The sequence below is a fragment of the Cellulosimicrobium cellulans genome (assembly GCF_024124905.1).
GTDB classification, from domain to species: Bacteria; Actinomycetota; Actinomycetes; order Actinomycetales; family Cellulomonadaceae; genus Cellulosimicrobium; species Cellulosimicrobium cellulans_G.
Map to the genome: position 1 here is coordinate 467,743 of NZ_JAMXST010000001.1, position 26,273 is coordinate 494,015.

General features: G+C 73.3%; 21 protein-coding genes and 1 tRNA gene. 3 read left to right on the top strand and 19 right to left on the bottom strand.

The features are described 5' to 3' along the window. Positions 1-173: 173 nt before the first annotated feature. Entirely contained in the window at positions 174-1,655 is a 1,482-nt protein-coding gene (gene rpsA / locus NHH00_RS02200) for a 30S ribosomal protein S1 (RefSeq protein ID WP_253049691.1), read from the bottom strand. Positions 1,656-1,867: 212 nt separating this feature from the next. Next, complete coding sequence (locus NHH00_RS02205) at positions 1,868-2,893, bottom strand: 6-phosphofructokinase (protein WP_253049693.1); 1,026 nt, start codon at positions 2,891-2,893, stop codon at positions 1,868-1,870. Positions 2,894-3,121: 228 nt separating this feature from the next. Here NHH00_RS02205 and NHH00_RS02210 point away from each other — a divergent pair, with 228 nt between their 5' ends. Beyond that, positions 3,122-3,982, top strand: a complete 861-nt coding sequence (locus NHH00_RS02210) for a class I SAM-dependent methyltransferase (protein ID WP_253049695.1) — start codon at positions 3,122-3,124, stop codon at positions 3,980-3,982. A 10-nt stretch (positions 3,983-3,992) separates the two neighbouring features. Here the strand turns inward: NHH00_RS02210 and polA are convergent, their stop codons facing one another. Continuing rightward, the gene (polA, locus tag NHH00_RS02215; RefSeq protein WP_253049696.1) at positions 3,993-6,698 is read right to left on the bottom strand and encodes a DNA polymerase I; all 2,706 of its coding nucleotides are present in this window, start codon (positions 6,696-6,698) and stop codon (positions 3,993-3,995) included. A gap of 97 nt (positions 6,699-6,795) precedes the next feature. Between polA and NHH00_RS02220 the strand changes: the two genes are divergently transcribed. Continuing rightward, positions 6,796-7,179, top strand: a complete 384-nt coding sequence (locus NHH00_RS02220; protein ID WP_253050722.1) for a hotdog fold thioesterase — start codon at positions 6,796-6,798, stop codon at positions 7,177-7,179. Between the two features lie 57 nt (positions 7,180-7,236). On the opposite strand, the gene NHH00_RS02225 is transcribed toward NHH00_RS02220, so the two are convergent. Together NHH00_RS02225 and NHH00_RS02230 are read right to left on the bottom strand one after the other, a co-directional pair. Continuing rightward, complete coding sequence (locus NHH00_RS02225; RefSeq protein ID WP_253049697.1) at positions 7,237-7,902, bottom strand: GNAT family N-acetyltransferase; 666 nt, start codon at positions 7,900-7,902, stop codon at positions 7,237-7,239. Positions 7,903-8,138: 236 nt separating this feature from the next. Further along, positions 8,139-8,759, bottom strand: a complete 621-nt coding sequence (locus tag NHH00_RS02230) for an ANTAR domain-containing response regulator (RefSeq protein ID WP_053370758.1) — start codon at positions 8,757-8,759, stop codon at positions 8,139-8,141. 191 nt (positions 8,760-8,950) lie between these two features. Here NHH00_RS02230 and NHH00_RS02235 point away from each other — a divergent pair. Then, positions 8,951-9,024: transfer RNA gene (locus tag NHH00_RS02235), tRNA-Leu, on the top strand. Positions 9,025-9,033: 9 nt separating this feature from the next. Here NHH00_RS02235 and NHH00_RS02240 read toward each other — a convergent pair. The 14 genes from NHH00_RS02240 to hisI form a co-directional block, all read right to left on the bottom strand. Then, positions 9,034-9,891 (bottom strand): nucleotidyltransferase domain-containing protein, encoded by an 858-nt coding sequence (locus NHH00_RS02240; RefSeq protein WP_253049699.1) that lies wholly within the window; start codon positions 9,889-9,891, stop codon positions 9,034-9,036. Positions 9,892-10,191: 300 nt separating this feature from the next. Further along, entirely contained in the window at positions 10,192-11,622 is a 1,431-nt protein-coding gene (pyk, locus tag NHH00_RS02245) for a pyruvate kinase (protein WP_253049701.1), read from the bottom strand. Between the two features lie 112 nt (positions 11,623-11,734). Continuing rightward, a complete protein-coding gene (locus NHH00_RS02250) occupies positions 11,735-13,201 on the bottom strand; it encodes a glutamate synthase subunit beta (protein ID WP_253049703.1) in 1,467 nt (488 codons plus the stop codon). Continuing rightward, positions 13,194-17,777 carry a glutamate synthase large subunit gene (gene gltB / locus NHH00_RS02255; RefSeq protein ID WP_253049705.1) on the bottom strand — a complete coding sequence of 1,528 codons (4,584 nt, stop codon included), beginning with the start codon at positions 17,775-17,777 and terminating at the stop codon, positions 13,194-13,196. Before gltB ends, NHH00_RS02250 begins: the two co-directional genes overlap by 8 nt. Positions 17,778-17,915: 138 nt before the next feature. Beyond that, positions 17,916-18,929 carry a prolipoprotein diacylglyceryl transferase gene (lgt, locus tag NHH00_RS02260; protein WP_253049707.1) on the bottom strand — a complete coding sequence of 338 codons (1,014 nt, stop codon included), beginning with the start codon at positions 18,927-18,929 and terminating at the stop codon, positions 17,916-17,918. Continuing rightward, on the bottom strand, positions 18,926-19,837 hold the full coding sequence (gene trpA / locus NHH00_RS02265; protein WP_374613902.1) for a tryptophan synthase subunit alpha: 912 nt from the start codon (positions 19,835-19,837) through the stop codon (positions 18,926-18,928). Before trpA ends, lgt begins: the two co-directional genes overlap by 4 nt. Further along, complete coding sequence (gene trpB, locus NHH00_RS02270; RefSeq protein ID WP_253049709.1) at positions 19,834-21,102, bottom strand: tryptophan synthase subunit beta; 1,269 nt, start codon at positions 21,100-21,102, stop codon at positions 19,834-19,836. The genes trpA and trpB overlap by 4 nt, the downstream gene beginning before the upstream one ends. 127 nt (positions 21,103-21,229) lie before the next feature. After that, entirely contained in the window at positions 21,230-22,042 is an 813-nt protein-coding gene (gene trpC / locus NHH00_RS02275) for an indole-3-glycerol phosphate synthase TrpC (RefSeq protein ID WP_253049710.1), read from the bottom strand. A 176-nt stretch (positions 22,043-22,218) separates the two neighbouring features. Continuing rightward, the gene (locus tag NHH00_RS02280; RefSeq protein ID WP_253049712.1) at positions 22,219-22,650 is read right to left on the bottom strand and encodes a DUF2752 domain-containing protein; all 432 of its coding nucleotides are present in this window, start codon (positions 22,648-22,650) and stop codon (positions 22,219-22,221) included. Positions 22,651-22,661: 11 nt separating this feature from the next. After that, on the bottom strand, positions 22,662-23,144 hold the full coding sequence (locus NHH00_RS20915) for a DUF4190 domain-containing protein (RefSeq protein WP_253049714.1): 483 nt from the start codon (positions 23,142-23,144) through the stop codon (positions 22,662-22,664). Then, the gene (locus NHH00_RS02290) at positions 23,141-23,413 is read right to left on the bottom strand and encodes an HGxxPAAW family protein (protein WP_253049716.1); all 273 of its coding nucleotides are present in this window, start codon (positions 23,411-23,413) and stop codon (positions 23,141-23,143) included. The genes NHH00_RS20915 and NHH00_RS02290 overlap by 4 nt, the downstream gene beginning before the upstream one ends. Before the next feature lie 87 nt (positions 23,414-23,500). After that, positions 23,501-24,157 (bottom strand): Trp biosynthesis-associated membrane protein, encoded by a 657-nt coding sequence (locus NHH00_RS02295; RefSeq protein ID WP_253049718.1) that lies wholly within the window; start codon positions 24,155-24,157, stop codon positions 23,501-23,503. After that, the gene (locus NHH00_RS02300; protein WP_253049720.1) at positions 24,154-25,731 is read right to left on the bottom strand and encodes an anthranilate synthase component I; all 1,578 of its coding nucleotides are present in this window, start codon (positions 25,729-25,731) and stop codon (positions 24,154-24,156) included. The genes NHH00_RS02295 and NHH00_RS02300 overlap by 4 nt, the downstream gene beginning before the upstream one ends. Beyond that, on the bottom strand, positions 25,728-26,189 hold the full coding sequence (gene hisI / locus NHH00_RS02305; protein WP_253049722.1) for a phosphoribosyl-AMP cyclohydrolase: 462 nt from the start codon (positions 26,187-26,189) through the stop codon (positions 25,728-25,730). Before hisI ends, NHH00_RS02300 begins: the two co-directional genes overlap by 4 nt. Positions 26,190-26,273 lie beyond the last annotated feature (84 nt).

Sequence of the window (26,273 nt, forward strand, 5' to 3'; positions counted from 1 at the left end):
GGCCCGTCGACCAGGCGGTCCCGGCTCGTCCGCGGCCGCTGACGGACCAGGACCACCTGGTCGGCGCTGTGAGCGCCAGGGCACGTGCCGGGCACGACGAAGGCCCGCCACCCCGAGGGGTGGCGGGCCTTCGTCTGCTCAGCGTGGCGTCCCGCGCGGGGCCGCCGGCCGGGTCAGTTGCCCGTGAGCTTCTCGCGGAGCGCGGCGAGCGCCTCGTCCGACGCGAGCGTGCCCGTGGCCTCGGCGGCCGGGGCCGACGAGTAGGACGTGCTGCTCGAGGACGACGAGCTCGAGGAGCCCGAGTCGCCCGACGCGGCGTCGAAGTCGGCCTTGACGGCCTCGGCGACCTGCTTGCGGTGCGCCTCCCAGCGCTCGTGCGCCTTGGCGTACTCCGCCTCCCAGGCCTCGCGCTGCGCCTCGAAGCCCTCGAGCCACTCGTTGGTCTCCGGGTCGAAGCCCTCGGGGTACTTGTAGTTCCCCTGCTCGTCGTACTCGGCGGCCATGCCGTAGAGCGCGGGGTCGAAGTCGTCCGACTCCGGGTCCACGCCCTCGTTGGCCTGCTTGAGCGACAGCGAGATGCGACGGCGCTCGAGGTCGATGTCGATGACCTTGACGAAGACCTCGTCACCGACGTTGACGACCTGCTCCGGCAGCTCGACGTGGCGCACGGCCAGCTCCGAGATGTGCACGAGGCCCTCGATGCCGTCCTCGACGCGCACGAACGCACCGAACGGGACGAGCTTGGTGACCTTGCCCGGGACGACCTGACCGATCGCGTGGGTCCGGGCGAACGTCTGCCACGGGTCCTCCTGCGTCGCCTTCAGCGACAGCGAGACGCGCTCGCGGTCGAAGTCGACGTCCAGGACCTCGACCGTGACCTCCTGGCCGACCTCGACGACCTCGGACGGGTGGTCGATGTGCTTCCAGGACAGCTCGGAGACGTGCACGAGGCCGTCGACGCCGCCGAGGTCCACGAACGCACCGAAGTTGACGATCGAGGAGACGACACCGGGGCGCACCTGGCCCTTCTGCAGCGTCTGCAGGAAGGTGGAGCGGACCTCGGACTGCGTCTGCTCGAGCCAGGCGCGGCGCGAGAGGACGACGTTGTTGCGGTTCTTGTCGAGCTCGATGATCTTCGCCTCGATCTCCTTGCCGACGTACGGCTGGAGGTCGCGGACGCGACGCATCTCCACCAGGGAGGCCGGGAGGAAGCCACGGAGGCCGATGTCGAGGATGAGACCACCCTTGACGACCTCGATGACGGTGCCGGTGACGACGCCGTCCTCCTCCTTGATCTTCTCGATCGTGCCCCAGGCGCGCTCGTACTGGGCGCGCTTCTTGGACAGGATCAGACGGCCTTCCTTGTCCTCCTTCTGGAGGACGAGGGCCTCGACCGCGTCGCCGACGTTGACGACCTCACCGGGGTCCACGTCGTGCTTGATGGACAGCTCGCGGGAGGGGATGACGCCCTCGGTCTTGTAGCCGATGTCGAGGAGGACCTCGTCGCGGTCCACCTTGACGATCGTGCCTTCGACGATGTCGCCGTCGTTGAAGTACTTGATGGTCGCGTCAACGGCGGCGAGGAAGTCCTCCTCGGTGCCGATGTCGTTGACGGCAACCTGGGGTGCGGACTTCGCGGGGGTAGAGATGGTCATTGAGTTCGATGCTCCGATGCGGACAGGTGTAGTCGAGCGGGTAGGGTTCTCGGCGCGCCGCTGCCGCTGACCCGGTGACGTCATGGTGGGCGTCGTGGTCCGGGACGAAGGCAGGCGCAACGCACCGCCGTCCACCTTATCCGGGTGTCACCCCGGCGGTCAACGCGACGCCGGTGCGCGGCACCGCCCCCGCCCGGTCGCACCCGGGGCGCTCACGCGAGCACGCGCGCGACGCGCAGCAGCTCCTCCGGGACACGCTTGGGCCGGCCCGCGACCTCGGCCAGCGACACGAGCTCGACGCGCTCGCCCCGCAGCGCCGTCATCACGCCCGACGTCCCCGCGCTCACCGCGTCGACGGCCGCGACCCCGAACCGGCTCCCGAGAATGCGGTCGGTCGGCGTCGGCTCCCCGCCGCGCTGCACGTGCCCGAGCACCGTGAGCCGCGTGTCGAACCCCGTGCGCTCCGCGATCTCCGCGCTCACGCGCTCGCCGATCGACCCCGCGACGATCTCGCCGAAGCGGCCGAGCTGCTGCGTGAACTCCATCGACGACCCCTCGCGCGGGACCGCGCCCTCCGCGACGACGACGATCGAGAAGTTCGCGTGCGCCCGGTGCCGGTGCCGCAGGAACTTCACGAGCTGGTCGATGTCGAAGGGCTCCTCGGGGGCGAGGACGACCTCGGCACCGCCCGCGATGCCCGCGTTGACCGCGATCCAGCCGGCGTGGCGGCCCATGACCTCGACGACCATGACGCGGTTGTGGCTCTCCGCCGTCGTGTGCACCCGGTCGAGGGCCTCGGTCGCGATGTTCACCGCCGTGTGGAAGCCGATCGACAGGTCCGTCCCCTCGACGTCGTTGTCGATCGTCTTGGGGATCGCGACGATCTTGACGCCCGCCTCCGCGACGCGGCTCGCCGCGTGCAGCGTGCCGTCGCCGCCGATGCAGATCAGGGCGTCGAGGTGCTCGGCCTCGACCGTCGCGAGCACGGCGTCCATGCTGCCGTCCTCCTCGCGCGGGTGGAACCGCGCGGTGCCCAGCAGCGTCCCGCCGACCGGCAGCACGTTGCGGATGTCCTGGCGCCCCAGCGGGTGCACGTCGCCGTCGACCACGCCGCGCCATCCGTTGCGGAAGCCGATGATGGTGTGCCCGTACTCCCCCGTCCCCTGCTTGACCACGGCCCGGATCGCCGCGTTCAGGCCGGGGCAGTCGCCTCCGCCGGTGAGAAGTCCGATGCGCACCTGTTCCTCCGTCTCGTCGTCCCGTCGCGCGTCCTCGCGCGCGTGCCCGGCGTCGACGGAGGTGCCGACCTCCGCGGCACCGCGTCACGCTCAACCCTAGTCAACCCCGCGGCCCGGGTCACGGCCCGTCCCGGTCCTCGGGCACGCCGACGACCAAGGTCCCGCGCGTCCGGGCCGTGCGGCGCCCTGCGGTGCCCGGGGCCGGTGGTGCCCGGGACAATGGGCCGCATGAGCCAGACCCCCGCCCCCGTGCCGCCGCAGGTCCCGGTCCCGGACGTCGCCCCGCCCGGCCCGACGGCGGACGCCGGCTACCGGGACGTGCCCGCCGCCGAGGGTGGCCGCGCCGGGCGCGGGTGGTGGGACGCGAACGCCGCGGAGTATCTCGACGAGCACGGGGCGTTCCTCGGCGCGGCGGACTTCTGCTGGTGCCCGGAGGGACTGCGGGAGCGCGACGCGCGCCTGCTCGGCGAGGTGACCGGTCTCCGCGTCCTCGAGGTCGGGGCCGGCGCGGCACAGTGCTCGCGCTGGCTCGTCGCCCAGGGCGCGCAGGCGGTCGCCACGGACGTCTCCCGGGGCATGCTCGCCGCGGGTGCGGCGCTCGACCGGGCGACGGGGATCCACGTGCCCGCCGTCCAGGCCGACGCGCGCCGCCTGCCGTTCGCCGACGGGAGCTTCGACGCCGCGTTCACGTCGTTCGGCGCGATCCCGTTCGTCCCCGACGCCGACGCGATCCACCGCGAGGTCGCCCGGGTGCTCCGACCGGGCGGCACCTGGACGTTCTCCGTCACGCACCCCTCACGCTGGGCGTTCCCCGACGACCCGAGCGCGCACGGGCTGACCGCGAACCGCTCGTACTTCGACCGCCGTCCCTACGTCGAGACGGACGCCGCCGGCCGTGTCGTCTACGCCGAGTACCACCGCACGCTGGGCGACCACGTGCGCGAGGTGGTCGCCGCCGGGCTGGAGCTGCGCGACGTCGTCGAGCCCGAGTGGCCCGCCGACAACACCGAGGTGTGGGGCGGCTGGGGACCGGTGCGCGGTGCCTACCTGCCCGGGACGGCGATCTTCCGCACGCGCCTCCCGGGCTGACCCGGCCGGGTCAGTGACCCGCCTCGTGCCACGTCGCGCCGACACCGACCGAGACGTCGAGCGGCACGTCGAGGTCCGCCGCCGCGCCCATCTGCGTGCGCAGCACCTCCTCGACGGCGTCGCGCTCGCCCGGGGCGACCTCGACCACGAGCTCGTCGTGCACCTGCAGGAGCAGCCGCGAGCGCAGCCCGCGCTCGTCGATCGCGCGCTGGACGCCCAGCATCGCGACCTTGATGATGTCGGCCGCGCTCCCCTGGATGGGCGCGTTGAGGGCCATGCGCTCCGCCATCTGGCGCCGCTGCCGGTTGTCGCTCGTGAGATCGGGCAGGTACCGACGGCGCCCGAGGATGGTCGCCGTGTACCCCGTCGCACGCGCCTCGTCGACGACGCCCGTGAGGTAGTCGCGCACGCCGCCGAAGCGCTCGAAGTAGTCGTCCATGAGCTTCTGCGCCTCGCCCACCTCGATGGTGAGCTGCTGCGACAGCCCGAACGCCGACAACCCGTACGCCAGGCCGTAGGACATCGCCTTGATCTTCGAGCGCATCGCGGGCGTGACCTCGGCCGCCGGGACCTCGAACACGCGCGACCCGACGTAGGAGTGCAGGTCCTCGCCGGACCGGAACGCCTCGATGAGCCCCTCGTCACCCGACAGGTGCGCCATGATGCGCATCTCGATCTGGCTGTAGTCGGCCGTCATGAGCGTCTCGCAGCCCTCCCCGACGACGAACGCGCGCCGGATGCGACGGCCCGCCTCCGTCCGGATCGGGATGTTCTGGAGGTTCGGGTCGGTCGAGCTGAGGCGCCCGGTCGCCGCGATGGTCTGCTGGAACGTCGTGTGGATCCGTCCGTCGTCCGCGACGGACTTGAGCAGGCCCTCCACGGTCTGGCGCAGGCGCGAGGCGTCACGGTGCGCGAGCAGGTGCTCGAGGAACGGGTGCTGCGTCTTGACGAAGAGGTCCGCGAGCGCCGACGCGTCGGTCGTGTAGCCCGTCTTGATCTTCTTCGTCTTGGGCATCCCGAGCTGGTCGAACAGCACCTCCTGCAGCTGCTTGGGCGAGCCGAGGTTCACCTCGCGCCCGATGACGGCGTACGCCTCCGACGCGGCGGTCGCGACGAGGTCGCCGAAGTGCTGCTCGAGCTCGCGCAGGTACTCGACGTCCGCGGCGATGCCGCGCTGCTCCATGCGCGCGAGCACCTGGGAGAGCGGCAGCTCGAGGTCGGTGAGGAGCGTCGTGGCCCCGCGGTCCTCGAGCTCGCCCGCGAGGGCGTCGCCGAGCTGGGCGACGGCGAGCGCGCGGACGGCGTCGCGCTCCTGCTCGCCGTTCCCGTCGAGCGAGAGGTCGAGCGCGCCCTGGGCGTCGTTGCCCGCCTCGGTGTCGGGGCGCAGCTCGCGGTGCAGGTGGCGCACGACGAGGTCGCCGAGGTCGTAGCCGCGCTGGTCCGGATGGCACAGGTAGGCGGCGAGCTCGGTGTCGAACGTGACGCCCGCGAGGTCGTAGCCGCGCGCCGCGAGCTCGTGCCACGCGGACTTCGCGCCGTGCACGACCTTGGGCCGCGCCGGGTCCGCGAGCCACGCGGCCAGCGCCTCCTCGTCGGCCCCCGCGACGTCGGCGAGCTCGAGCGCCACGGCCGCCCCGGCGTCGTCGGACACCGCCACCGCCCAGGCGTCCCCGCCGCCGGGCACCGCCTTGCCGGCCACCTCGACCCCGAGGCGCCGGTCACCGTGCTCGGCGAGCCACGCGCCGAGCCCCCCGGGCAGGACGTCGGCGAGCTCGACGTCGAATCCCGCCTCCGTCTCGACCTCGCCCTCGGGCGCGATCGCGAAGAGCCGGTCGCGCAGGGCCCGGAACTCGAGCGCGTCGAGGACGCGGTGCGCGGCCTCGCGGTCCCAGGGGCGCGTCACGAGGTCGTCGGGGCCGACGGGGAGCTCGAGGTCGCGCAGGAGCGCGTTGAGCCGTCGGTTGAGGCGGACCTGGTCGAGGTGCGCACGGAGGTTCTCCCCCGCCTTGCCCTTGATCTCGTCCGCGTGGTCGAGCAGGCCGTCGAGGTCGCCGTACGCCGTGATCCACTTGGCGGCCGTCTTGGGCCCGACGCCGGGGATGCCCGGCAGGTTGTCGGACGTCTCGCCCACGAGCGCGGCGAGGTCCGGGTAGCGCTCGGGCGGCACGCCGTACTTCTCGACGACGGCGGCGCTGTCCATGCGCACGAGCTCCGAGACGCCCTTCTTCGGGTAGAGCACCGTGACGTCGGGGCCCACGAGCTGGAACGAGTCGCGGTCGCCCGAGCAGACGAGGACCTCCATCCCGGCGTCCGCGCCCTGCGTGGCGAGCGTCGCGAAGATGTCGTCCGCCTCGTAGCCCTCGCGCTCGAGCGTCGGGATGTGCAGCGTCTCGAGGATCTCCTTGATGAGCGGGACCTGGCCGCGGAACGGCTCGGGCGACGACTCGCGCGTGCCCTTGTAGCTCGGGAGGATCTCCGTGCGGAACGACTGGCGCCCCGCGTCGAACGCGACGGCGACGTGCGTCGGCTCCTCGTCCCGCAGGAGGTTGATGAGCATCGACGTGAAGCCGTACACCGCGTTCGTGTGCTGTCCCGTGGTCGTCGAGAAGTTCTCCGCCGGGAGCGCGAAGAACGCGCGGTAGGCCATGGAGTGTCCGTCGATGAGCAGGAGGCGAGGTCGCGCGGAGGTCGTCACGGGTGCCAACCTACAGTCCATGACCGACACGCACGGCCCCGACCGGACCACCGACCCCGCCGCGCCCGCGGCCGCCGCGACAGGCGCGCCCGCGGCCCCGCGCCACGCCTACGAGGCCATGGGCCTGCGCACCGCGGGAACGCTCATCGAGCGCATGGGCATCGAGCTGGAGGTCGTGAGCGCCGACCGGGTCACCGCACGCATGCCCGTCGCGGGCAACACCCAGCCCGCGGGCCTGCTGCACGGGGGCGCGTCGGTCGTGCTCGCCGAGACGCTCGGGTCGATCGCCGCGCAGCTCCACGGCGGGCCCGGGCGCGCCGCGGTGGGGATCGAGGTCAACGCCACCCACCACCGGGGGGTGCGCGACGGCTGGGTCCACGGGGAGGCCGTCGCGGTGCACCGGGGCCGCACGACGGCGAGCTACGAGATCGTGGTGTCCGACGACGAGGGCCGTCGTGTGTGCACGGCCCGCCTCACGTGCATGATCCTCAGCCGGGACTGACGGCGACGCCGCGGCGGCCCGTCCCGGGTGGGCTCTGCCCGCGGACGGCCGCCCGGCTCAGCCGGGCAGGGTCTCGCGGGCCTCGACCGGCGTCACGACACCGCTGCGGTTCCGGTACTCCGCCTGGAACTCGCGCAGGTCGACCGGTCCGGACATCGTCTCGGTCCGGGCACGACGACGGCGCGCGATGAGGTCCTCGAGGGAACGGGTGCCCCGGCGGGTGGGGGTGAGGTCGGCCGCGAGGCGACGCTGGAGCACCGCGGTCGACACGACGCGGTGGCCCGCGACCGGGCCGAAGCCGAGCCGCGCGAGGAAGCGCTGGACGCCGCGGGATCCGGGGATCGGGACCGAGTAGACGTGCGTCGCACCGGCGCCGGCAGCGAGGTCCGCCGTCGCGCTGAGCAGCGCGTGACCCACGCCGCGTCGGCGGGAGTCCTCGCCGACGTAGACGGCCTCGACGTACAGGCTCGGCTCGTCGGCGAACAGGTGCGGGTCGAGCACGCGCGCGAGCACGAACCCGACGGGGCGGCCGTCGTGCAGGGCGACGAGGACGTTGCCGCCCGGGAGCGTGAGCAGCACCGACAGGTGCCGGACCAGGCGGTCCTCGTCGGGCGCGCAGATCTGCGCCCCGGACGCCGACTCGCGCCGGGCCTCCGAGCACAGCACAGCGATCCCCGGCAGGTCGTCACCGACCGCGGGCCTGACCTCCACTGCTGGGCGCACCGCGCTCCTCCTCGTTCGCACCGTGGGACCGACGGCACCGAGGGACGTGGGGGGTGAGATGGTTCCACGTCGCTCGGACGGCGCCGTCGGCCGTCGACTGAGCACTACGTGGCGACCGCGTGTCCACCGCCCCGGGAACTACTGGACGCCAGTCCAAGACGATAGCCCGCCCGGGGCGCCGTGACAAAGGTCCTGCTCAGGACACCGGCCACGGCCGATCGGTCGCCGACGCGGGCTCAGGCGCCGCCGACCTGCTCGATGACGGCGTCCGCGACCTCGCGCATGGTGAGGCGCCGGTCCATCGACGTCTTCTGGATCCAGCGGAACGACTCCGGCTCCGAGAGACCCATCTTGGTCATGAGCAGACCCTTGGCACGGTCCACGCGCTTACGCGTCTCGAAGCGCTCCGCCAGGTCCGCGACCTCGGACTCGAGCGCTGTGATCTGCGAGTAGCGCGAGATCGCGATCTCGACCGCGGGCAGCAGGTCCGCCGGCGTGAACGGCTTGACGACGTAGGCCATGGCCCCCGCGTCGCGCGCCCGCTCGACGAGCTCCGCCTGCGAGAACGCCGTGAGCAGGACGACCGGCGCGGCGTGCGCCTTGCCGATCTGCTCCGCGGCGGAGATGCCGTCGAGCTCGGGCATCTTCACGTCCATGACGACGACGTCGGGCTTGAGCTCGAGAGCCAGCTTGACCGCCGTGGCGCCGTCGCCCGCCTCGCCGACGACGTCGAAACCGGCGTCGCGCAGCGTCTCGACCACGTCGAGACGGATCAGGGCCTCGTCCTCGGCGACGACCGCGCGGCGCGCGGGACGGCCCGACGGGGCGGGGGTCGCGGCGGGCTCGGGCTCGATCATCGGGGGCAGGTCGAGCGGCTGCTTGTCCTCGGGCTGCGCTGTCTGGTCACTCACGGGGTTCACTGTAGTGCGCCGCACCCCCTGCCGCCCCCGCGTTTCGCCCTCGGAGGAGTGTGATTCTCGTGAAGGCGCGCACGTGTGGTTCGATGGTGCACGCGCAACGGACCCGGCGACCGGCTCCGACGCGCACCGCCCCGGTAGCCCAACCGGCAGAGGCGTTCGGCTCAAACCCGATCCAGTGTGGGTTCGAATCCCACCCGGGGCACCTCCCCTGTCACCGCGCCGCACCCGGCGCGAGCCGGCGGCCCGTCCCCCACGCCGACGGCTCCGGACCGTACCGGACGACCATCGAGCGGAACGCCTCCGCCGCGCGCGTCCGAGCACCCGCCCGTTCCGCGCCGGGCTCCACCGCCTCCGACGCGCGCGCCAGCTCGTCGTCGACGAACCACCCCAGTGGTCTCGGGACGGCGCCGGCACCCATCTCGCGCGACACCGCCTTGAGCGCGACGAGCTCCGCCGCGGCGCGCACCACGTCCCCCGAGGCCTCCCCCTCCGTGAGCAGCGTCACCAGATCCATGGGCGGTACGGCGTCGTCGGGGCGCACGCGCAGCCACCGCAGCGTCGCCGCCGGGCGCACGACGTAGAAGACCTTCTTGTACGGCACCGCGGGCACCGACCACCATCGGTCGCGCTGACCCAGCGCCACGTGCAGGTAGTGGCGCCGCAGCGCGTCGCGGTCGACGACGTGCTCCGCGAGCGCGAGCAGCTCCGCCCGGAACGCGTCGTCGGCGCGATAGACGATCGGCGAGCGCAGCCACTCCAGCAGGGTCGCGTTCCCCCGTACGAGCAGCCGGACCGCCTTGAGCAGGTCCCACCCGTTCACGTCGAGCACCGCGTCGAGCGGGGTCTCGACGACGTCGCGCCGCGGCCACGGGTCCAGGTAATCCGCCTGCGACCGGACGTACACGAACCGGCAGTCGTAGTCCGAGTCCGGCGACGGGAACCCCCACGCCCGGCTCCCGCTCTCCACCGCGAGCGGGATCGCGACCCGCTCGTCGCGCACGACGGCGTCCAGCCGCGCGTCGACCCGACGCACGACCGCAGGGTCCAAGGAGTCCGGCACGGCACGCATCCCGCGAGGGTAGGGGTACCGAGAACCCCGTGTCGTGCACTTTCCGGCACGGTGCCGGGTCGGACGGTGACGTCACCGGGGAGCGGGGCCGGAGAGGAGGAGGGCGCGGGTCGTGGCGGGGCTGGCGGGAGGCCGCGAGGCACGAGCGGCCGGATGGTAGACCCGCGCCCTCCTCCTCGGAGCGCCTCGCGAAGGCGACCGCACGAGCCGGCTCCGGAACGCCGGACGGCGGCGCCCCCACGAGAGGGGCGCCGCCGTGCGACGTCATGCGCGGTCTACGCCCTCACGGGCGCGACGGCGTCAGGCGCGCGTGTCGGAGTGGTCGCCGATCTTGTGCACGAGGATCGAGTTCGTCGTGCCCGGCTGGCCCACGGGGGCGCCGGAGACGACGACCACGAGGTCGCCGACCTCGGCGAGGCCGTTGGCCTGGAGGGTCGTGTCGACCTGGTCGACCATCGCGTCGGTGTTCTCCACCTCGGGCACCTGGTAGGTCTGGGTGCCCCATGTGAGCGACAGGACGTTGCGCACGTGCTCGCGCGGCGTGAAGGCGAGCAGCGGGATCGACGAGCGCAGGCGCGACATGCGGCGCGCCGAGTCGCCCGACTGGGTGAACGTCGCGAGGTACTTCGCGCCGAGGATCTCGCCGATCTCCGCAGCCGCGCGCGTGATGGCGCCACCGCGCGTGTGCGGGGTCGAGCCGAGCGGCGCGATGCGCTCGCGGCCGGCCTCCTCCGTCGCCTCGATGATGCGGGCCATGGTCTGCACCGTGAGGATCGGGTACTCGCCCACGCTGGTCTCGCCCGAGAGCATGACCGCGTCGGCGCCGTCGAGGACGGCGTTGGCGCAGTCGGACGCCTCGGCGCGCGTCGGGCGCGGCGAGTTCGTCATGGACTCGAGCACCTGCGTCGCGACGATGACGGGCTTGGCGTTGCGACGCGCGAGCTCGACGATGCGCTTCTGGACGAGCGGCACCTGCTCCAGCGGGAGCTCGACCGCGAGGTCGCCGCGGGCGACCATGACGCCGTCGAACGCGTCGACGATCTCGGCGAGGTTCTCGACGGCCTGCGGCTTCTCGATCTTCGCGACGACGGGGACCGTGCGGCCCTCCTCGTCCATGATCCGCTTGACGTCCTCGAAGTCCTTCGCGGACCGCACGAAGGACAGCGCGATGATGTCCGCGCCGAGCTTGAGGGCCCAGCGCAGGTCGTCCTGGTCCTTCTCGGACAGCGCCGGCACGGAGACCGCGACGCCCGGGAGGTTCAGGCCCTTGTTGTTCGACACCGGGCCGGCGACCTCGACGCGCGTCACGACGCGCGGGCCCTCGACGGCGGTGACGCGGACGAGCACCTTGCCGTCGTCGATGAGGATCGGGTCGCCGACGCGCGCGTCGCCCGGCAGGCCCTTGTGCGTCGTGGAGACGAGCTCCTTGGTGCCGACGACGTCCTCGGTCGTGATCGTGAAGGTGTCACCCTCCTCGAGCCAGTGCTTCTCGTCGCCGCCGAAGCGGCCCAGGCGGATCTTCGGCCCCTGGAGGTCGACGAGCACCGCGACGGAGCGGCCCGACTCGGCGGCGGCCTCGCGCACGCCGTGGTAGACGGCCGCGTGCTCCTCGGCGCTGCCGTGGCTGCGGTTGATCCGCGCCACGTCCATCCCGGCGTCGACGAGCGCGCGGAGCTGCTCCTTCGACTCGGTCGCGGGTCCGATGGTGCAGACGATCTTTGCTCTGCGCATATCTCCAGCCTCTAGTCTTCCGACCGGCCGGGAGCCGGTCGTCGCGGGGTGCCCCTCCCTAGGATGCCCCGCTCATCGTCCCGGCGCCGGACACCCGGCGCCGGGGTGCACGTCAAGCGCGCAAGGACACGGTGTTCGCGCGCACAGGCGCGGGCAGCTCGGTCCCTCCCTGAAGGTAGGCGTCGACGGATGCCGCCGCCGCCCGTCCCTCGGCGATCGCCCACACGATCAGCGACTGCCCACGACCCGCGTCGCCGGCCACGAAGACCCCGGGCAGCGACGACGCGAAGTCGTCGCCGCGCGCCACGAGGCCGCGGCCCGTGAGGTCCGCGCCGGCCTGGGTCGTGATGGTCGCCGTCTCCGGCCCGGTGAAGCCCATCGCGACGAGCACGAGGTCCGCGGGGATCTCGCGCTCGGTGCCCGCCTTGGGCACGCGACGGCCGTCGGGCAGGTACTCGGTCTCCGCGACGCGCAGCGCGCGCACGGCTCCGTTCTCGTCGCCCAGGAACTCGACGGTGGACGCGAGGAACTCGCGCTCACCGCCCTCCTCGTGCGACGTGGACACCTCGAACACGATCGGGTCCGTCGGCCACGGCTGGGTCGCGGACCGCTCGAGCGGCGGCTGCTTGCCGATCGCGAGCGTCGTCACGCTCGCCGCGCCCTGGCGCAGCGAGGTGCCGAGGCAGTCCGACCCGGTGTCGCCGCCGCCGATGACGATGACGTGCTTGCCCGTGGCCGTGATCTGGTCGGCGACCTCGCGCCCGGCGACGACGGCGTTCGCCTGGTGCAGGAAGTCCATGGCGAAGTGGATGCCGTCGAGCTCTCGCCCGGGGACCGACAGGTCGCGCGGGACGGTCGCACCCGTGGCGACCACGACGGCGTCGTACCGGGCCCGCAGGTCGTCCCACGTGATGTCGACGCCGATCTCGACCCCGGGGCGGAACCGCGTGCCCTCGGCCTCCATCTGCGCCACGCGGCGGTCGATGTGGTGCTTCTCGAGCTTGAAGTCGGGGATGCCGTAGCGCAGCAGCCCGCCGATCGCGTCGTCCCGCTCGTAGACGGCGACCGTGTGGCCGGCGCGCGTGAGCTGCTGCGCGGCGGCGAGGCCGGCAGGCCCCGAGCCCACGACGGCGACGGTCGAGCCCGTGAGGCGCTGCGGCACCTGCGGCGTGACGTAGCCGCGCGCGAACGCCTCGTCGATGATCGAGACCTCGACGTTCTTGATCGTCACGGCCGGCTGGTTGATGCCGAGCACGCAGCTCGACTCGCACGGTGCCGGGCACACGCGACCGGTGAACTCCGGGAAGTTGTTGGTCTCGTGCAGGCGGTCGATCGCGTCGGCCCACTGGTCGCGGTAGACGAGGTCGTTCCACTCCGGGATGAGGTTCCCGAGCGGGCAGCCCTGGTGGCAGAACGGGATGCCGCAGTCCATGCAGCGTCCCGCCTGCTCCTTGAGGAACGGCTGGCCCTCCTCGAGGTGCGCGTGCACGTCCTTCCAGTCCCGCAGGCGCACGGCCACCGGGCGGTTGGGCGGGAGCTCGCGCTCCCGCACCTTCAGGAATCCGCGGGGGTCAGCCACGGGCCACCTCCAAGATCTGGTCCCACACGCCCGGGGCCGCGGGGTCGAGCCCTGCCGACTCCGCCTTCTCGAGCGCCGAGCGCATGCGGGCGAAGTCGGTCGGCAGCACGCGCGTGAAGCGCTGGACGGCCGCGGGGAAGTCCTCGAGGAGCTCGGCCGCGAGCGGCGACCCCGTCTCCTCGTGGTGACGACGGACGAGCTGCTCGACGAGCGCGACCTCGGCGTCCTCGAGCGGACTCAGGCCGAGCTCGCCGGTGGCGAGCGCGCTCGTGTTGACGTTGCCCTCGCGCAGGTCGAGCACGTACGCGGTGCCGCCGGACATGCCGGCGCCGAAGTTGCGCCCGGTCGGGCCGAGCACGAGCACCGTGCCGCCCGTCATGTACTCGCAGCCGTGGTCGCCCACGCCCTCGACGACGAGCGTGGCGCCCGAGTTGCGCACGCCGAAGCGCTCGCCGACCCGGCCGCGCAGGAAGATCTCGCCCGACGTCGCGCCGTAGCCGATGACGTTGCCCGCGACGACGTTGCTCGACCCGGTGAGGACCGCGTTGCGGTCCGGGCGCACGACGATCCGTCCGCCCGACAGGCCCTTGCCGACGTAGTCGTTCGCGTCGCCGAACAGGCGCAGCGTGACGCCGCGCGGCAGGAACGCGCCGAGCGACTGGCCGGCGGACCCGGTGAGGGTCACGTCGATCGTGTCGTCGGGCAGGCCCTCGCCGCGGAACCGCTTGGTCACCTCGTGGCCGAGCATCGTGCCGACGGTGCGGTTGACGTTGCGCACCGGCAGGGAGATGCGGACCGGCTCACGCCGCTCGAGCGCGTCCTCGGCGAGCGCGACGAGCTGGTTGTCGAGCGCCTTCTCGAGGCCGTGGTCCTGCGTCGTGGTGTTGCGCAGCGAGGCGCCCTCCACCGGCACGGGACGCTCGAGCACGGGCCCGAGGTCGAGGCCCTGGGCCTTCCAGTGGTCGATCGCCTTGCGCGTGTCGAGGAGCTCGACGCGGCCGATGGCCTCCTCGACGGTCCGGAAGCCGAGGCGCGCCAGGTACTCGCGCACCTCCTCGGCGATGAACTCGAAGAAGTTCACGACGAACTCCGGCTTGCCCGTGAACCGGGCGCGCAGCTCGGGGTTCTGCGTCGCGACGCCGACCGGGCACGTGTCCAGGTGGCACACGCGCATCATGACGCAGCCCGAGACGACCATGGGGGCGGTCGCGAAGCCGAACTCCTCGGCCCCGAGCAGCGCCGCCACGACCACGTCGCGGCCGGTCTTCATCTGGCCGTCGACCTGGACGACGATCCGGTCGCGCAGGTTGTTGAGCACGAGCGTCTGCTGGGTCTCGGCGAGGCCGATCTCCCAGGGCGTGCCCGCATGCTTGAGCGACGTCAGCGGGCTCGCACCCGTGCCGCCGTCGTGACCCGAGATGAGGACGACGTCCGCGTGCGCCTTGGACACGCCCGTCGCGACCGTCCCGACGCCGAACTCGGAGACGAGCTTGACGTGGATGCGCGCCGCCGGGTTCGCGTTCTTCGCGTCGTGGATGAGCTGGGCGAGGTCCTCGATCGAGTAGATGTCGTGGTGGGGCGGCGGCGAGATGAGCCCGACGCCCGGCGTCGAGTGCCGGGTCTTCGCGACCCACGGGTACACCTTGTGCCCAGGGAGCTGACCGCCCTCGCCGGGCTTGGCGCCCTGGGCGAGCTTGATCTGGATGTCGTCCGCGTTCGTCAGGTACTCGCTCGTGACGCCGAAGCGGCCCGACGCGATCTGCTTGACCTTGGAGCGGCGCTCCGGGTCGTACAGGCGCTCCGGGTCCTCGCCGCCCTCGCCGGTGTTCGACCGGCCACCCAGACGGTTCATCGCGATCGCGAGGGTCTCGTGCGCCTCCGCGGAGATCGACCCGTAGGACATGGCGCCCGTGTTGAAGCGCTTGACGATCTCGCTCACGGGCTCGACCTCGTCGAGCGGGACCGCGGGGCGCTCGCCCTCGCGCAGCGCGAGGAGGCCGCGCAGCGTCATGAGGCGCGAGGACTGCTCGTCCACGCGGTGCGTGTACTGGCGGAAGATGTCGAACCGGCGCTCGCGCGTGGCGTGCTGCAGGCGGAAGACCGTCTCCGGGTCGAACAGGTGCTCCTCGCTGTCGCGGCGCCACTGGTACTCGCCGCCCGTCGTGAGGCGCACGTGCGGGCGGTGGTTGCCGGACTTGGGGTACGCGTCGACGTGGCGGGCCGCGACCTCGGCCGCGACCACGTCGAGCCCGATGCCGCTGAGGCGCGACGTCGTGCCCGTGAAGAACGCCTGCACGAGGTCGTGGGACAGGCCCACCGCCTCGAACACCTGGGCGCCGCGGTACGAGGAGATGGTCGAGATGCCCATCTTGCTCATGACCTTGAGCACGCCCTTGCCGAGCCCCTTGATGAGGTTCGCGACGGCCTTCGCCGGGTCGACCGTGAGGTAGCCGCGGCGCGCGAGGTCCTCGACCGTCTCCATGGCGAGGTACGGGTTGACCGCGGCGGCGCCGTAGCCGATGAGCAGCGCGACGTGGTGCACCTCGCGCACGTCGCCGGCCTCGACGACGAGCGACACCTGGGTGCGCGTGTGCCGCCGCAGCAGGTGGTGGTGCACCGCGCTCGACAGGAGCAGCGACGGGATCGGCGCGTGCTCGGCGTCCGAGTCACGGTCCGACAGCACGATGAAGCTCGCGCCCGCGGCGACGTGCTCGTCGACCTCGGCGAAGATCTCCTCCAGGCGGGCGAGCAGGGACTCGCCGCCGCCCGCGACGCGGTACAGGCCCTTGATCGTCACCGCGCGGAAGATGCCGGAGAGCTTCGGGTCCTTGTCGACGCGGATGATCTTCGCGAGCTGGTCGTTGTCGAGCACGGGGAAGGGCAGCATGAGCTTGCGCGCGTGCTCGGGCGTGTCGACGAGAAGGTTCGGCTCCGGGCCGATCGCGCCGCCGATGGACGTGACGAGCTCCTCGCGGATCGCGTCCAGCGGCGGGTTCGTCACCTGCGCGAACATCTGCGTGAAGTAGTCGAACAGCAGGCGCGGACGCTTCGCGAGGACGGCGATGGGCGTGTCCGTGCCCATCGCGCCCAGCGGCTCCGCCCCCGTGTTGGCCATCGGGGTGAGGATGACCTTGAGCTCCTCCTGCGTGTACCCGAAGGCGCGCTGGCGGCGCTCGACGGACGCGGGGCTGTGCGCGACGTGCTCGCGCTCGGGGAGCTGGTCGAGGTAGACCGCGTTCTCGGCGACCCACTGCGCGTACGGGCGCTGGGCGGCGAGCTGGGACTTGATCTCCTCGTCCTCGATGATCCGGCCCTGGCCGGTGTCGACGAGGAACATGCGGCCGGGCTCGAGGCGGCCCTTGCGGACGATCGTCGCGGGGTCGAGGTCGAGCACGCCCGCCTCGCTCGCGAGCACCACGAGGCCGTCCTCGGTCACCCAGTAGCGCCCCGGGCGCAGGCCGTTGCGGTCCAGGACCGCGCCGATAAGCGTGCCGTCGGTGAAGTTGAGGCACGCGGGGCCGTCCCACGGCTCCATGAGCGTCGAGTGGTACTCGTAGAACGCGCGCAGGTCCGGGTCCATGTCGGCGTGGTTCTCCCACGCCTCCGGGATCATCATGAGCACCGCGTGCGGCAGCGAGCGGCCCGAGAGGTGCAGGAGCTCGAGCACCTCGTCGAAGCTCGCCGAGTCGCTGGAGCCCTCCGAGCACACCGGCAGGAGCGGGGCGAGGTCGCCGACGGCCTCGCTCGCGAGGGTGCCCTCACGCGCCGCCATCCAGTTCCGGTTGCCGCGCACCGTGTTGATCTCGCCGTTGTGCGCGATCATGCGGAACGGCTGCGCGAGCGGCCACGACGGGAACGTGTTCGTCGAGAACCGCGAGTGCACGAGCGCGATCTCGCTCGCGTACCGCGGGTCGGACAGGTCGGGGAAGAACGGCTCGAGCTGCGCCGTCGTGAGCATCCCCTTGTACGTGAGGGTGCGCGCCGAGAGCGACGCGAAGAACAGGCCGAGCTCGTTCTCCGCGCGCTTGCGCAGGCGGTACGTGCGACGGTCGAGCTCGACGCCGGACAGCTCGCGCGCGGGGTCCGCGACGACGACCTGACGGAACAGCGGCATGGACGCACGCGCGCTCGGGCCGACGAGGTCGGCCGTGACGGGCACGTCGCGCCACGCGAGGACCTCGAGCTTCTCCTCCGCCGCGATCGTCTCGACGCCACGGGCCGCCTCGGCGGCGGCGTCGGCCTCCTGCGGGAGGAAGGCCATGCCGATGGCGTAGTGGCCCGCGGGCGGGAGCTCCGCGTCGACCACGTCGCGCACGAACGCGTCGGGAATCTGCGTGAGGATCCCGGCGCCGTCGCCGCTGTTCTCCTCGGCACCGACGGCGCCGCGGTGGTCGAGGTTGAGCAGGGCCGTCAGCCCCGCGTCAACGATGTCGCGTCCGGGCGTGCCGCGGAGCGTCGCCACGAAGGCGACGCCGCACGCGTCGTGCTCGGCGGCGGGGTCGTACAGACCGGATGCCGTGGGAGGGGCGGACAGGGCGGGTGCCCGGTGCGCGTCCCGATACTGCGGCGTGGTCATCAACACCGTCCTCACAGGCGCCCGACCGAGACGGCCGGGCTGGTTCCAGCTGGGGGGTTCGGGACGTCGTCGGCCCTATGGACATGACAGAACCCACCGGGCGGTCGCCCGGCGGATTCGCCTATGAATGACGGATGCTCAGCGACCGGGGTCTGGTCGCGCGGCATCTGCCTGCTCGGACTCCTCCGAGTCGTCGGAGTCCTCGGTCGTCGAGGGGTCCTCGTCGTCGGTCGACTCCTCGACCGGCTCCTCGGACCCCGTGGTGGACGCCTCGTCCGGAGCGTCGAGGGACACCGTCTCCTCGCGCCCGGGGTGGCGACGCCCGACAACGATAAACGCAATCAGCGCACCGACACCGACCAGGATCGAGGTCCAGACGTTCAGCCGGAGGCCGAGGACGAGCTCGGCCTCGTCGATGCGCAGCATCTCGATCCACACACGACCGAGCGTGTAGACGAAGACGTAGAGCCAGAATACCCGACCATGACCCAGCCGGAACCGACGGTCCAGGTAGATCAGGAGCAGGGCAGCGCCGATGTTCCAGACCATCTCGTAGAGGAACGTCGGGTGGAACAGGGTGCCCGGCGGGTACCCGGCCGCGGCGGCCACGGAGTCGTCGACGCGCAGCCCCCAGGGGAGGGTCGTCGGGGCGCCGAACAGCTCCTGGTTGAACCAGTTGCCGAGCCGGCCGACGGCCTGCGCGAGCAGCAGGCCGGGCGCCAGGGCGTCCGCGAACGCGGGGAAGCTCACGCGCTGGCGGCGGCACCCGATGTACGCGCCGACCGCGCCGAGCGCGACGGCGCCCCAGATGCCCAGGCCGCCCTCCCACACGTAGAGCGCGCGGACGGGGTCGCCGTTCGGGCCCCAGTACGGGTCCGGCGTCGAGAAGACGTGGTAGAGCCGGCCGCCCACGATGCCGAAGGGGACCGCCCAGAAGGCGATCTCCAGGACGTCGTCCGCCTCTCCCCCGCGCTCCACCCAGCGGCGCCGGGTGAGCCACAGGGCCACCGCGATGCCCGCGAGGATCGCGAGGGCGTACGCCCGGATCGGGAACGGCCCGACATACCACGTGTGCTGCGGGGGGCTCGGGAGCGCGGCGGGCAGGGCGCCCGCGGCCTCCACGAGCTGCCCGACGGCGAGCGCGGCGCTCATGCGACCACCTCTCCTGTCGTCGTCGTGCCGGCCGGGACGCCGTCGCCGGCCCCGTCCCGGCCCGCGCGGACGCCCGCGACGAGGTCCGCCGCGACGGCCTTCAGGGCGGCGACCCGCTCGTCCCACGGCGCGTCGCCCAGGAGCGGGCGGACGAACGCGGAGCCGACGATGACGCCGTCGGCGTAGCGGCCGACCTCGGCGGCCTGCTCGCCGGTGGACACGCCGAGCCCGACGCACACCAGGTCGGCGCCGGCGGCGCGCGTGTCGGCGACGAGCCGCGCGGCCTGCGGCCCGACGGCCGCCCGCACGCCCGTGACGCCCATCGTCGAGGCGGCGTAGACGAACCCGCGCGACGCGCGCGCCGTGAGCCGCAGCCGCTCGGCCGTCGAGCTCGGCGCGACGAGGAAAACGCGGTCCAGCCCGTGCGCCTCCGACGCGTCCAGCCACGCGCGGCCTTCGTCGGGGATGAGGTCGGGCGTGATGAGCCCGGCTCCCCCGGCGGCGGCGAGGTCGCGCGCGAACGCGTCGACGCCGTACCGCAGGACGGGGTTCCAGTACGTCATGACGAGCACCGGGACCCGGCCGCCGGTGCGTTCGGTGACGGCAGCGACGACGCGGAACACGTCGGCGACGCGCACGCCCGCGTCGAGCGCGGTCTGCGCGGCGGCCTGGATCACCGGACCGTCCATCACGGGGTCGGTGTACGGGATGCCGAGCTCCAGCACGTCCACGCCCGAGTCGACGAGCGCGAGCGCCGCCTCGATCGAGCGGTCCACGGTCGGGAAGCCGACGGGCAGGTAGGCCACGAGCGCGGCCCGACCCTCCGCGCGGAGCTCGAGCAGGCGGCGCGCGGTGCCCGACGCGCCTGCGGTCGTCCCGGGGGCGTCCTTGGTCCGTGCCGCGCTCACAGCTGTCCCTCCGTGCCTGTCGCCGTCTCGGCGATCGCGTCGTCGTCCACGAGGTCGAACCACCGGGCGGCGGTCGCGACGTCCTTGTCCCCGCGCCCCGAGAGGTTCACCAGGATCACGTGGTCGGTGCGGCCCGCGGCGGCCGCCGCGCGGCCGACCCGCAGCGCGCCGGCGAGCGCGTGCGCCGACTCGATCGCGGGGATGATGCCCTCCGTGCGGCACAGCAGCCGGAAGGCCTCCATGGCCTCGGAGTCGGTCACGGGCTCGTAGGTGGCCCGACCGAGGTCGTGGAGCCACGAGTGCGCCGGGCCGACGCTCGGGTAGTCGAGCCCCGCCGAGACCGAGTGGCTGGGCAAGGTCTGGCCGTCGTCGTCCTGCAGCAGGTACGAGCGCGCACCGTGCAGGACGCCGGGAGCGCCTCCGCTGAAGCGGGCCGCGTGGCGGCCGGTCTCCACGCCCTCGCCGCCGGCCTCGAAGCCGTAGAGCTCGACGCCCTCGTCGTCGAGGAACGCGTTGAACAGGCCGAGCGCGTTGGACCCTCCGCCGACGCACGCCGCGAGCGCGTCCGGCAGCCGCCCGATGCGGTCGAGGATCTGCGTGCGCGCCTCCTCGCCGATGACGCGGTGGAACTCGCGCACCATCTCGGGGAAGGGGTGCGGGCCGGTCACGGTGCCGAGGAGGTAGTGCGTCGTGTCGACGTTCGCGACCCAGTCGCGGAGCGCCTCGTTGATCGCGTCCTTGAGCGTGCGCTGCCCGATCGTCACGGGCACGACCTCGGCGCCGAGCAGGCGCATGCGGGCCACGTTGAGCGCCTGGCGCCGCGTGTCCTCCTCGCCCATGTACACGACGCACTCGAGGTCGAGCAGGGCCGCGGCCGTCGCCGTCGCGACGCCGTGCTGGCCCGCCCCGGTCTCGGCGATCACGCGCGTCTTGCCCATCCGCTTGACGAGCAGCGCCTGGCCGAGGACGTTGTTGATCTTGTGCGAGCCGGTGTGGTTGAGGTCCTCGCGCTTGAGGAAGACGCGCGAGCCGCCCGCGTGCTGCGCGAAGCGCGGCACCTCGGTGAGCGGGCTGGGACGCCCGGTGTACTCGCGCTGGAGGCGCGCGAGCTCGTTCACGAACGCCGGGTCGTCGAGCGCCTTGCGGTACTCGGTCTCCAGCTCGTCCAGGGCGGCGACGAGCGCCTCGGGGACGAACCGTCCGCCGAACTCGCCGAAGTAGGGACCCTCCTGGGTCGCGAGGGAGCGCGTCAGGTCGGCGCGCACGGAGTGCTCGGCACTCCGTGAGGTGGTCGAAGGTGTCGAGTCGGGCACGGGGCCGGTCCTCCTGCGTGGTGGGGTGTGCTGGGCCGGGGCGCGGCGCCTGCGGCGTGACGGACGGAGCCGTCGTGCCTCAGGGCCGCACGGACCACAGCGACGGGTGCGACCCGGCCGCGACGAGGTCCGCGACGGACGAGCGCGGGGCGTCGTCGGTCACGAGCGCCTCGCCGACGAGCACCGCGTGCGCACCGGAACGGGCATAGTCCATGACGTCGTGCGGCCCGCGCACGCCGGACTCGGCGACGCGGACGACCTCGTCCGGGATGGCGGGCGCGAGGCGCGCGAACGTGGTGCGGTCCACGTCGAGCGTCTTGAGATCGCGCGAGTTGACGCCCACGACGCGGGCGCCCGCGTCGAGCGCGCGCGAGACCTCGTCCAGCGTGTGCACCTCGACGAGCGCCGTCATCCCGAGCGAGTGGACGCGCTCGACGAGCGACGTGAGGACCGTCTGCTCGAGCGCGGCGACGATGAGGAGGACGATGTCGGCACCGTGCGCGCGCGCCTCCCACACCTGGTACGGCGTCACGACGAAGTCCTTGCGGAGCACGGGGACGTCGACCCGGGCACGCACGGCGTCGAGGTCGGCGAGGCTGCCGTTGAACCGCCGCTGCTCGGTGAGCACGGAGATCGCGGCCGCGCCGCCCTTCTCGTACTCCCCGGCGAGCTCGGCCGGGTCGGAGATCGCCGCGAGCGCACCCTTGCTGGGGCTCGAGCGCTTCACCTCGGCGATGACCGCGACCGCGTCGTCCGCCTTGAGGCGGCTCACGCACTCGAGCGCGCCGGGGAGGCGGGACGCACGTTCCTTCAGCTCGTCGAGCGAGGTCGCCGCCTGACGCACCGCGAGATCCTCGCGCACGCCCGCGACGATGTCGTCCAGAACCGTCATCGTCCCACCACTCCCCGTGTCGTCCCGCCCCCCGGCCGGGCCGGTCGGCCATCGTGCACCCACAGGTTCGGGCCGACCCGTTGACAGGGAGGTACCTGCCATCGTAGAGCCGCCCCCGAGTGACGATGACCACGGCCCAGCCCCCGAGACGGCCGTCGCGGCGCTGCCCGACCGTCTCACCCCGCTGCCGGGCCGAGCCACGGGGCGAGCGCGGGCACGTTCCGCAGGACGCCGAAGAGGAGGAGGACGCCGAGGGAGGCCCACGCGACCCCGGCAGGGAGGCGCGGGGCCGGGCGCCCGCGCCAGGCCCGGACGAGCCAAATGGCCCACAGCGCGACGAGCAGCGGCGCGACGACGACCCAGAGGGGGTTCATGGACCACGCCGCGGCGAGGTCGAGGTGCACGAGGTCGTGGGTGGCGCGCAGGCCGCCGCACCCCGGGCACGCGAGGCCGGTCAGGGCGAGCAGGGGGCACGTGACGTAGTGCCCCGGGCGGTTCGGGTCGACGGCACCGACGTAGACCACCGCCGCCGCGACGAGCGCGCCGACCGCGAGGGGTGCCTGCGCCGCGCGCGGGACCCGTCGACGTCGCACGGCCTCGGACGTCACGTGCGCACCCGTCAGTACTGGTCCGGGATCGTCCCGACCCAGGCGAGGATGCCCGGGACGAAGATCAGCAGGGAGAGCAGGCCGATCACCGACAGAGCGATCGCGACCCAGCCGAGGATGATCCCTGCCGTCGCCATGCCGTCGTTGTCCGCCTGGCCCTCCGCGACCGCTCGCTTCGCGGCGTTGCCGACGATCACCGCCGGGATGCCCGTGAAGAACCCACAGCTCAGCACGAACGAGGCGATCCCGAGCACGAGCGACCAGATGGCCAGGTTGTTCTTCGGGTAGTACGGGGGCGCCCCGTAGGCGCTCGCCGGGTACTGCTGACCCGGGTACTGCCCGGCGACGTACTGCGGCTGCGCCGCGTAGGGCGCCCCCGCAGGGTCGCCCGTCGGGGGCTGCGGGCCGCCGGGCGCCGACGAGCCGTACGGCGCCTGCGACCCGTCCTGCGGGCCTGCGGGGTCGTACGGGCCGGGTCCCGGCGGCTGCGTCACCGCGTGGCCTGCTTCTGGCCGTAGCCCGCGTTCCGCAGGACGAGCCCGCCGATCAGCGCCACGGCCACGACGCCCATGCCGACCCAGAACAGCCAGACGGCGGCGACGACCACCCCGATCGCGGCCACGAGGGCCCCGACCATGATGCCGATCATCGTGAACCAGGCGGCGACGGTGTGGCCGTGGTTCGTGGGCGGAGCCGCGGGCGGCAGGTAGGCGATCTCGGTCGTCTGCTGGTTCTCGGCCATGAGGGTCGTGCCTTTCGTCAAGATGTGGTCAGAGCCTATCGGACCGGGCCGGTGCCCGTCCCCCGCGCGGTCCCCGGACGGGGCGACGGGAGCGGGTGTCCGCGCTGCTCAGCGGTCCGTGGGGTCCTCGCCGCGGGACAGCGCGTCCCACGCGTCGTGGTCGGAGAGGTCGTCGGGTGCGGGGCTCTCCGCGGTCCTCGCCGTGGCGTCCGGGCGGTCCTCGGGACCCGTCGCGGACGGCGCCGGGGGGCCCGGGGGCACCGGGCCCGCCGCGCGCTCGTGCCGGGTCGAGGCGCCCGCCCACGACCGCGAGCCGAGCGCGACCCACACCACCGCGAGCACGGTGAGGACGCCGAGTGCCGCGGCGAGCCAGGGCGCGGCGGTCAGCTCGACGGGCGCGGTGAGCTCCGTGACGCTGGTCGCGTCCGCGACGGCCGACCGGGCGCTGGGCTCCGGGTCGAGCGCGACGCCGAGCGCGGAGACGGCCGCGACGACCCCGCTCGCCGCGGCGACGGCGAGCACGACCCACCGGCCGACGCGGCCGACGAGCCCCAGCGCGAGCGCGGCGGCGACGAGCACGAGCGCCGACGCGCTCACCCCCGGCGCCGCCGACGTCCCGGCGACGGCGACCGCGACCTCCGGGTCGAGCGCCGTCGCGCCGGTCGTGCTCAGCCACGTGGGCACGGCCGTCGCGAGGGTCGCGCCGCCGAGCAGGAGCAGGACCCAGATCGCGGTGCGCCGGCTCGGCCCGGCCGGGCGGCTCACGCGAGCCCCCGCAGCCGCGCCGCGACCTGGACGGCCCGGACCGCGGCGGCGGCCTTGTTGCGCGACTCCGCGTACTCGAGCGCGGGCACCGAGTCCGCGACGATGCCGCCGCCCGCCTGGACGCTCGCGCGACCGTCGCGGATCAGCGCGGTCCGGATCGCGATGGCCATGTCCATGTTCCCGTCGAAGTCGAAGTACCCCGCGGTCCCACCGTAGATCCCGCGCGACGCCGGCTCGAGCTCGTCGATGAGGGCGATCGCGCGCGGCTTGGGCGCGCCGGAGAGCGTCCCGGCCGGGAACGTCGCCCGGAAGGCGTCCAGCGCGGTCGCGCCGTCGCGCAGCGTCCCGACGACCGTCGAGCACAGGTGCATGATGTGGCTGAACCGCTTGGTCGCCATGAACTCCACGACCTCGACGGACGTCGGCTCGCACACCTTGACGAGGTCGTTGCGCGACAGGTCCACGAGCATGATGTGCTCGGCGAGCTCCTTCGGGTCCTGCAGGAGCTCCTCGCCCAGCGCGACGTCCTCCTCGGGCGTCGCGCCGCGCGGCCGGGAGCCGGCGATCGGGAACGTCGTGACGCGCCCGTCCTCGACCTTCACGAGCGTCTCGGGGCTGGACCCGACGACCGCGAAGTCCCGCCCGTCCGCGTCCGTGAGCTGGAAGTAGTACATGTACGGGCTCGGGTTGATCGTCCGCAGCGCGCGGTAGACGTCGAGCGGGTCCGCCGGGCAGTCGAGGTCCAGGCGCTGGGACAGCACCACCTGGAACACCTCGCCCTCGCGGATCGCGTCCTTGCCCGCGACGACGGACGCCTCGAACTCCTCGCGCGTCGAGCGGAACTCGAGCGCGGGCTCGGCGGCGTCCGGGGCGAGGACCGACGCGACGTGCGCGCCTCCGGCCACGAGCCGGGCCTGCATCGCGTCCAGCCGCGCGACGGCGTCCGCGTAGGCCTCGTCGACGCGCTCGTCCGTGTCGTCGAAGTTGATCGCGTTGGCGACGAGCCACACGCTGCCCTCCGCGTGGTCGACGACCGCGAGGTCCGTCGCGAGGCACAGCGTGAGCTCGGGCACGCCGAGCTCGTCCGGCGCGTCCGCGGGCAGGGTCGGCTCCCAGTGCCGGATCACGTCCCAGCCGATCGCGCCCGCAAGGCCGCCCGTGAGCGGCGGCAGGCCCTCGACGGCGGGCGTCCGCAGCACGTCGAGCGTCGCCTCCAGCACCGCCACGACGTCGCCCTCGAGCGGGACGCCGGTCGGCACGTCACCGGACCAGACGGCCCGGCCCTCGCGCGCCGTGAGCGTCGCGCGGGACGCGACGCCGACGAACGAGTACCGGGCCCACCGCCCGTCCGACTCGGCGGACTCCAGGACGAACGTCCCCGGCCGGCCCTGCGCCAGCGTGCGGTACAGCCCGACGGGCGTGACGTCGTCGGCGAGGAGGCGCCGGACGACCGGGACCACCCGTCGCGACGTGGCCAGCGCGCGGAAGCCGTCGAGCACGGGCCACGTCGCGCCCCACGCGGGACCGCCCGCGGGGACGGTGGTGGTCTCGGCCGGGTCGACGGTCGCGCTCACTGGTTCTCCTCCTCAGGATCGGGGTCGGGCGTGGTCGAGGGGGCGACGGTGCCGGGCGGCAGGTCGCCGACGACGGCGCCGAGGTCTCCCCCGGCCTCGAAGCACGTGCGCGTGCCGGTGTGGCACGCGGCCCCGACCTGGTGGACGCGCACGAGCAGCGCGTCCCCGTCGCAGTCGAGGGCGACCGAGCGCACGACCTGTACGTGGCCCGACGTGTCGCCCTTGCGCCAGTACTCCTGGCGGGACCGGCTCCAGAACGTCACCCGCCCGGTCGTCAGCGTCCGGTGCAGCGCCTCGTCGTCCATCCAGCCGAGCATGAGCACGTCGCCCGTGTCGTGCTGCTGGACGATCGCGGCGACGAGGCCCGCGTCGTCGCGCTTGAGCCTCGCGGCGATCTCGGGATCGAGCGCCGTGCGGGTCGGCGTGTCGGTCGTGGGTCCGGTCGTGGAGTCGGGCACCCGAGAATCCTGCCAGACGCCGGGCCGCCGCCCGTCCCCCGTCTCGCCCGGCCGGGCGTGACGTGGGTCGCCCGGCGGCGGCGC

Excerpts from the sequence above, each read along its gene's own strand:
- rpsA (WP_253049691.1), bottom strand. The coding sequence starts at position 1,655 with ATGACCATCTCTACCCCCGCGAAGTCCGCACCCCAGGTTGCCGTCAAC.
- NHH00_RS02210 (WP_253049695.1), top strand. The coding sequence starts at position 3,122 with ATGAGCCAGACCCCCGCCCCCGTGCCGCCGCAGGTCCCGGTCCCGGAC.
- polA (WP_253049696.1), bottom strand. The coding sequence starts at position 6,698 with ATGGACTGTAGGTTGGCACCCGTGACGACCTCCGCGCGACCTCGCCTC.
- NHH00_RS02220 (WP_253050722.1), top strand. The coding sequence starts at position 6,796 with ATGGGCCTGCGCACCGCGGGAACGCTCATCGAGCGCATGGGCATCGAG.
- NHH00_RS02230 (WP_053370758.1), bottom strand. The coding sequence starts at position 8,759 with ATGATCGAGCCCGAGCCCGCCGCGACCCCCGCCCCGTCGGGCCGTCCC.
- NHH00_RS02240 (WP_253049699.1), bottom strand. The coding sequence starts at position 9,891 with ATGCGTGCCGTGCCGGACTCCTTGGACCCTGCGGTCGTGCGTCGGGTC.
- pyk (WP_253049701.1), bottom strand. The coding sequence starts at position 11,622 with ATGCGCAGAGCAAAGATCGTCTGCACCATCGGACCCGCGACCGAGTCG.
- gltB (WP_253049705.1), bottom strand. The coding sequence starts at position 17,777 with ATGACCACGCCGCAGTATCGGGACGCGCACCGGGCACCCGCCCTGTCC.
- lgt (WP_253049707.1), bottom strand. The coding sequence starts at position 18,929 with ATGAGCGCCGCGCTCGCCGTCGGGCAGCTCGTGGAGGCCGCGGGCGCC.
- trpC (WP_253049710.1), bottom strand. The coding sequence starts at position 22,042 with ATGACGGTTCTGGACGACATCGTCGCGGGCGTGCGCGAGGATCTCGCG.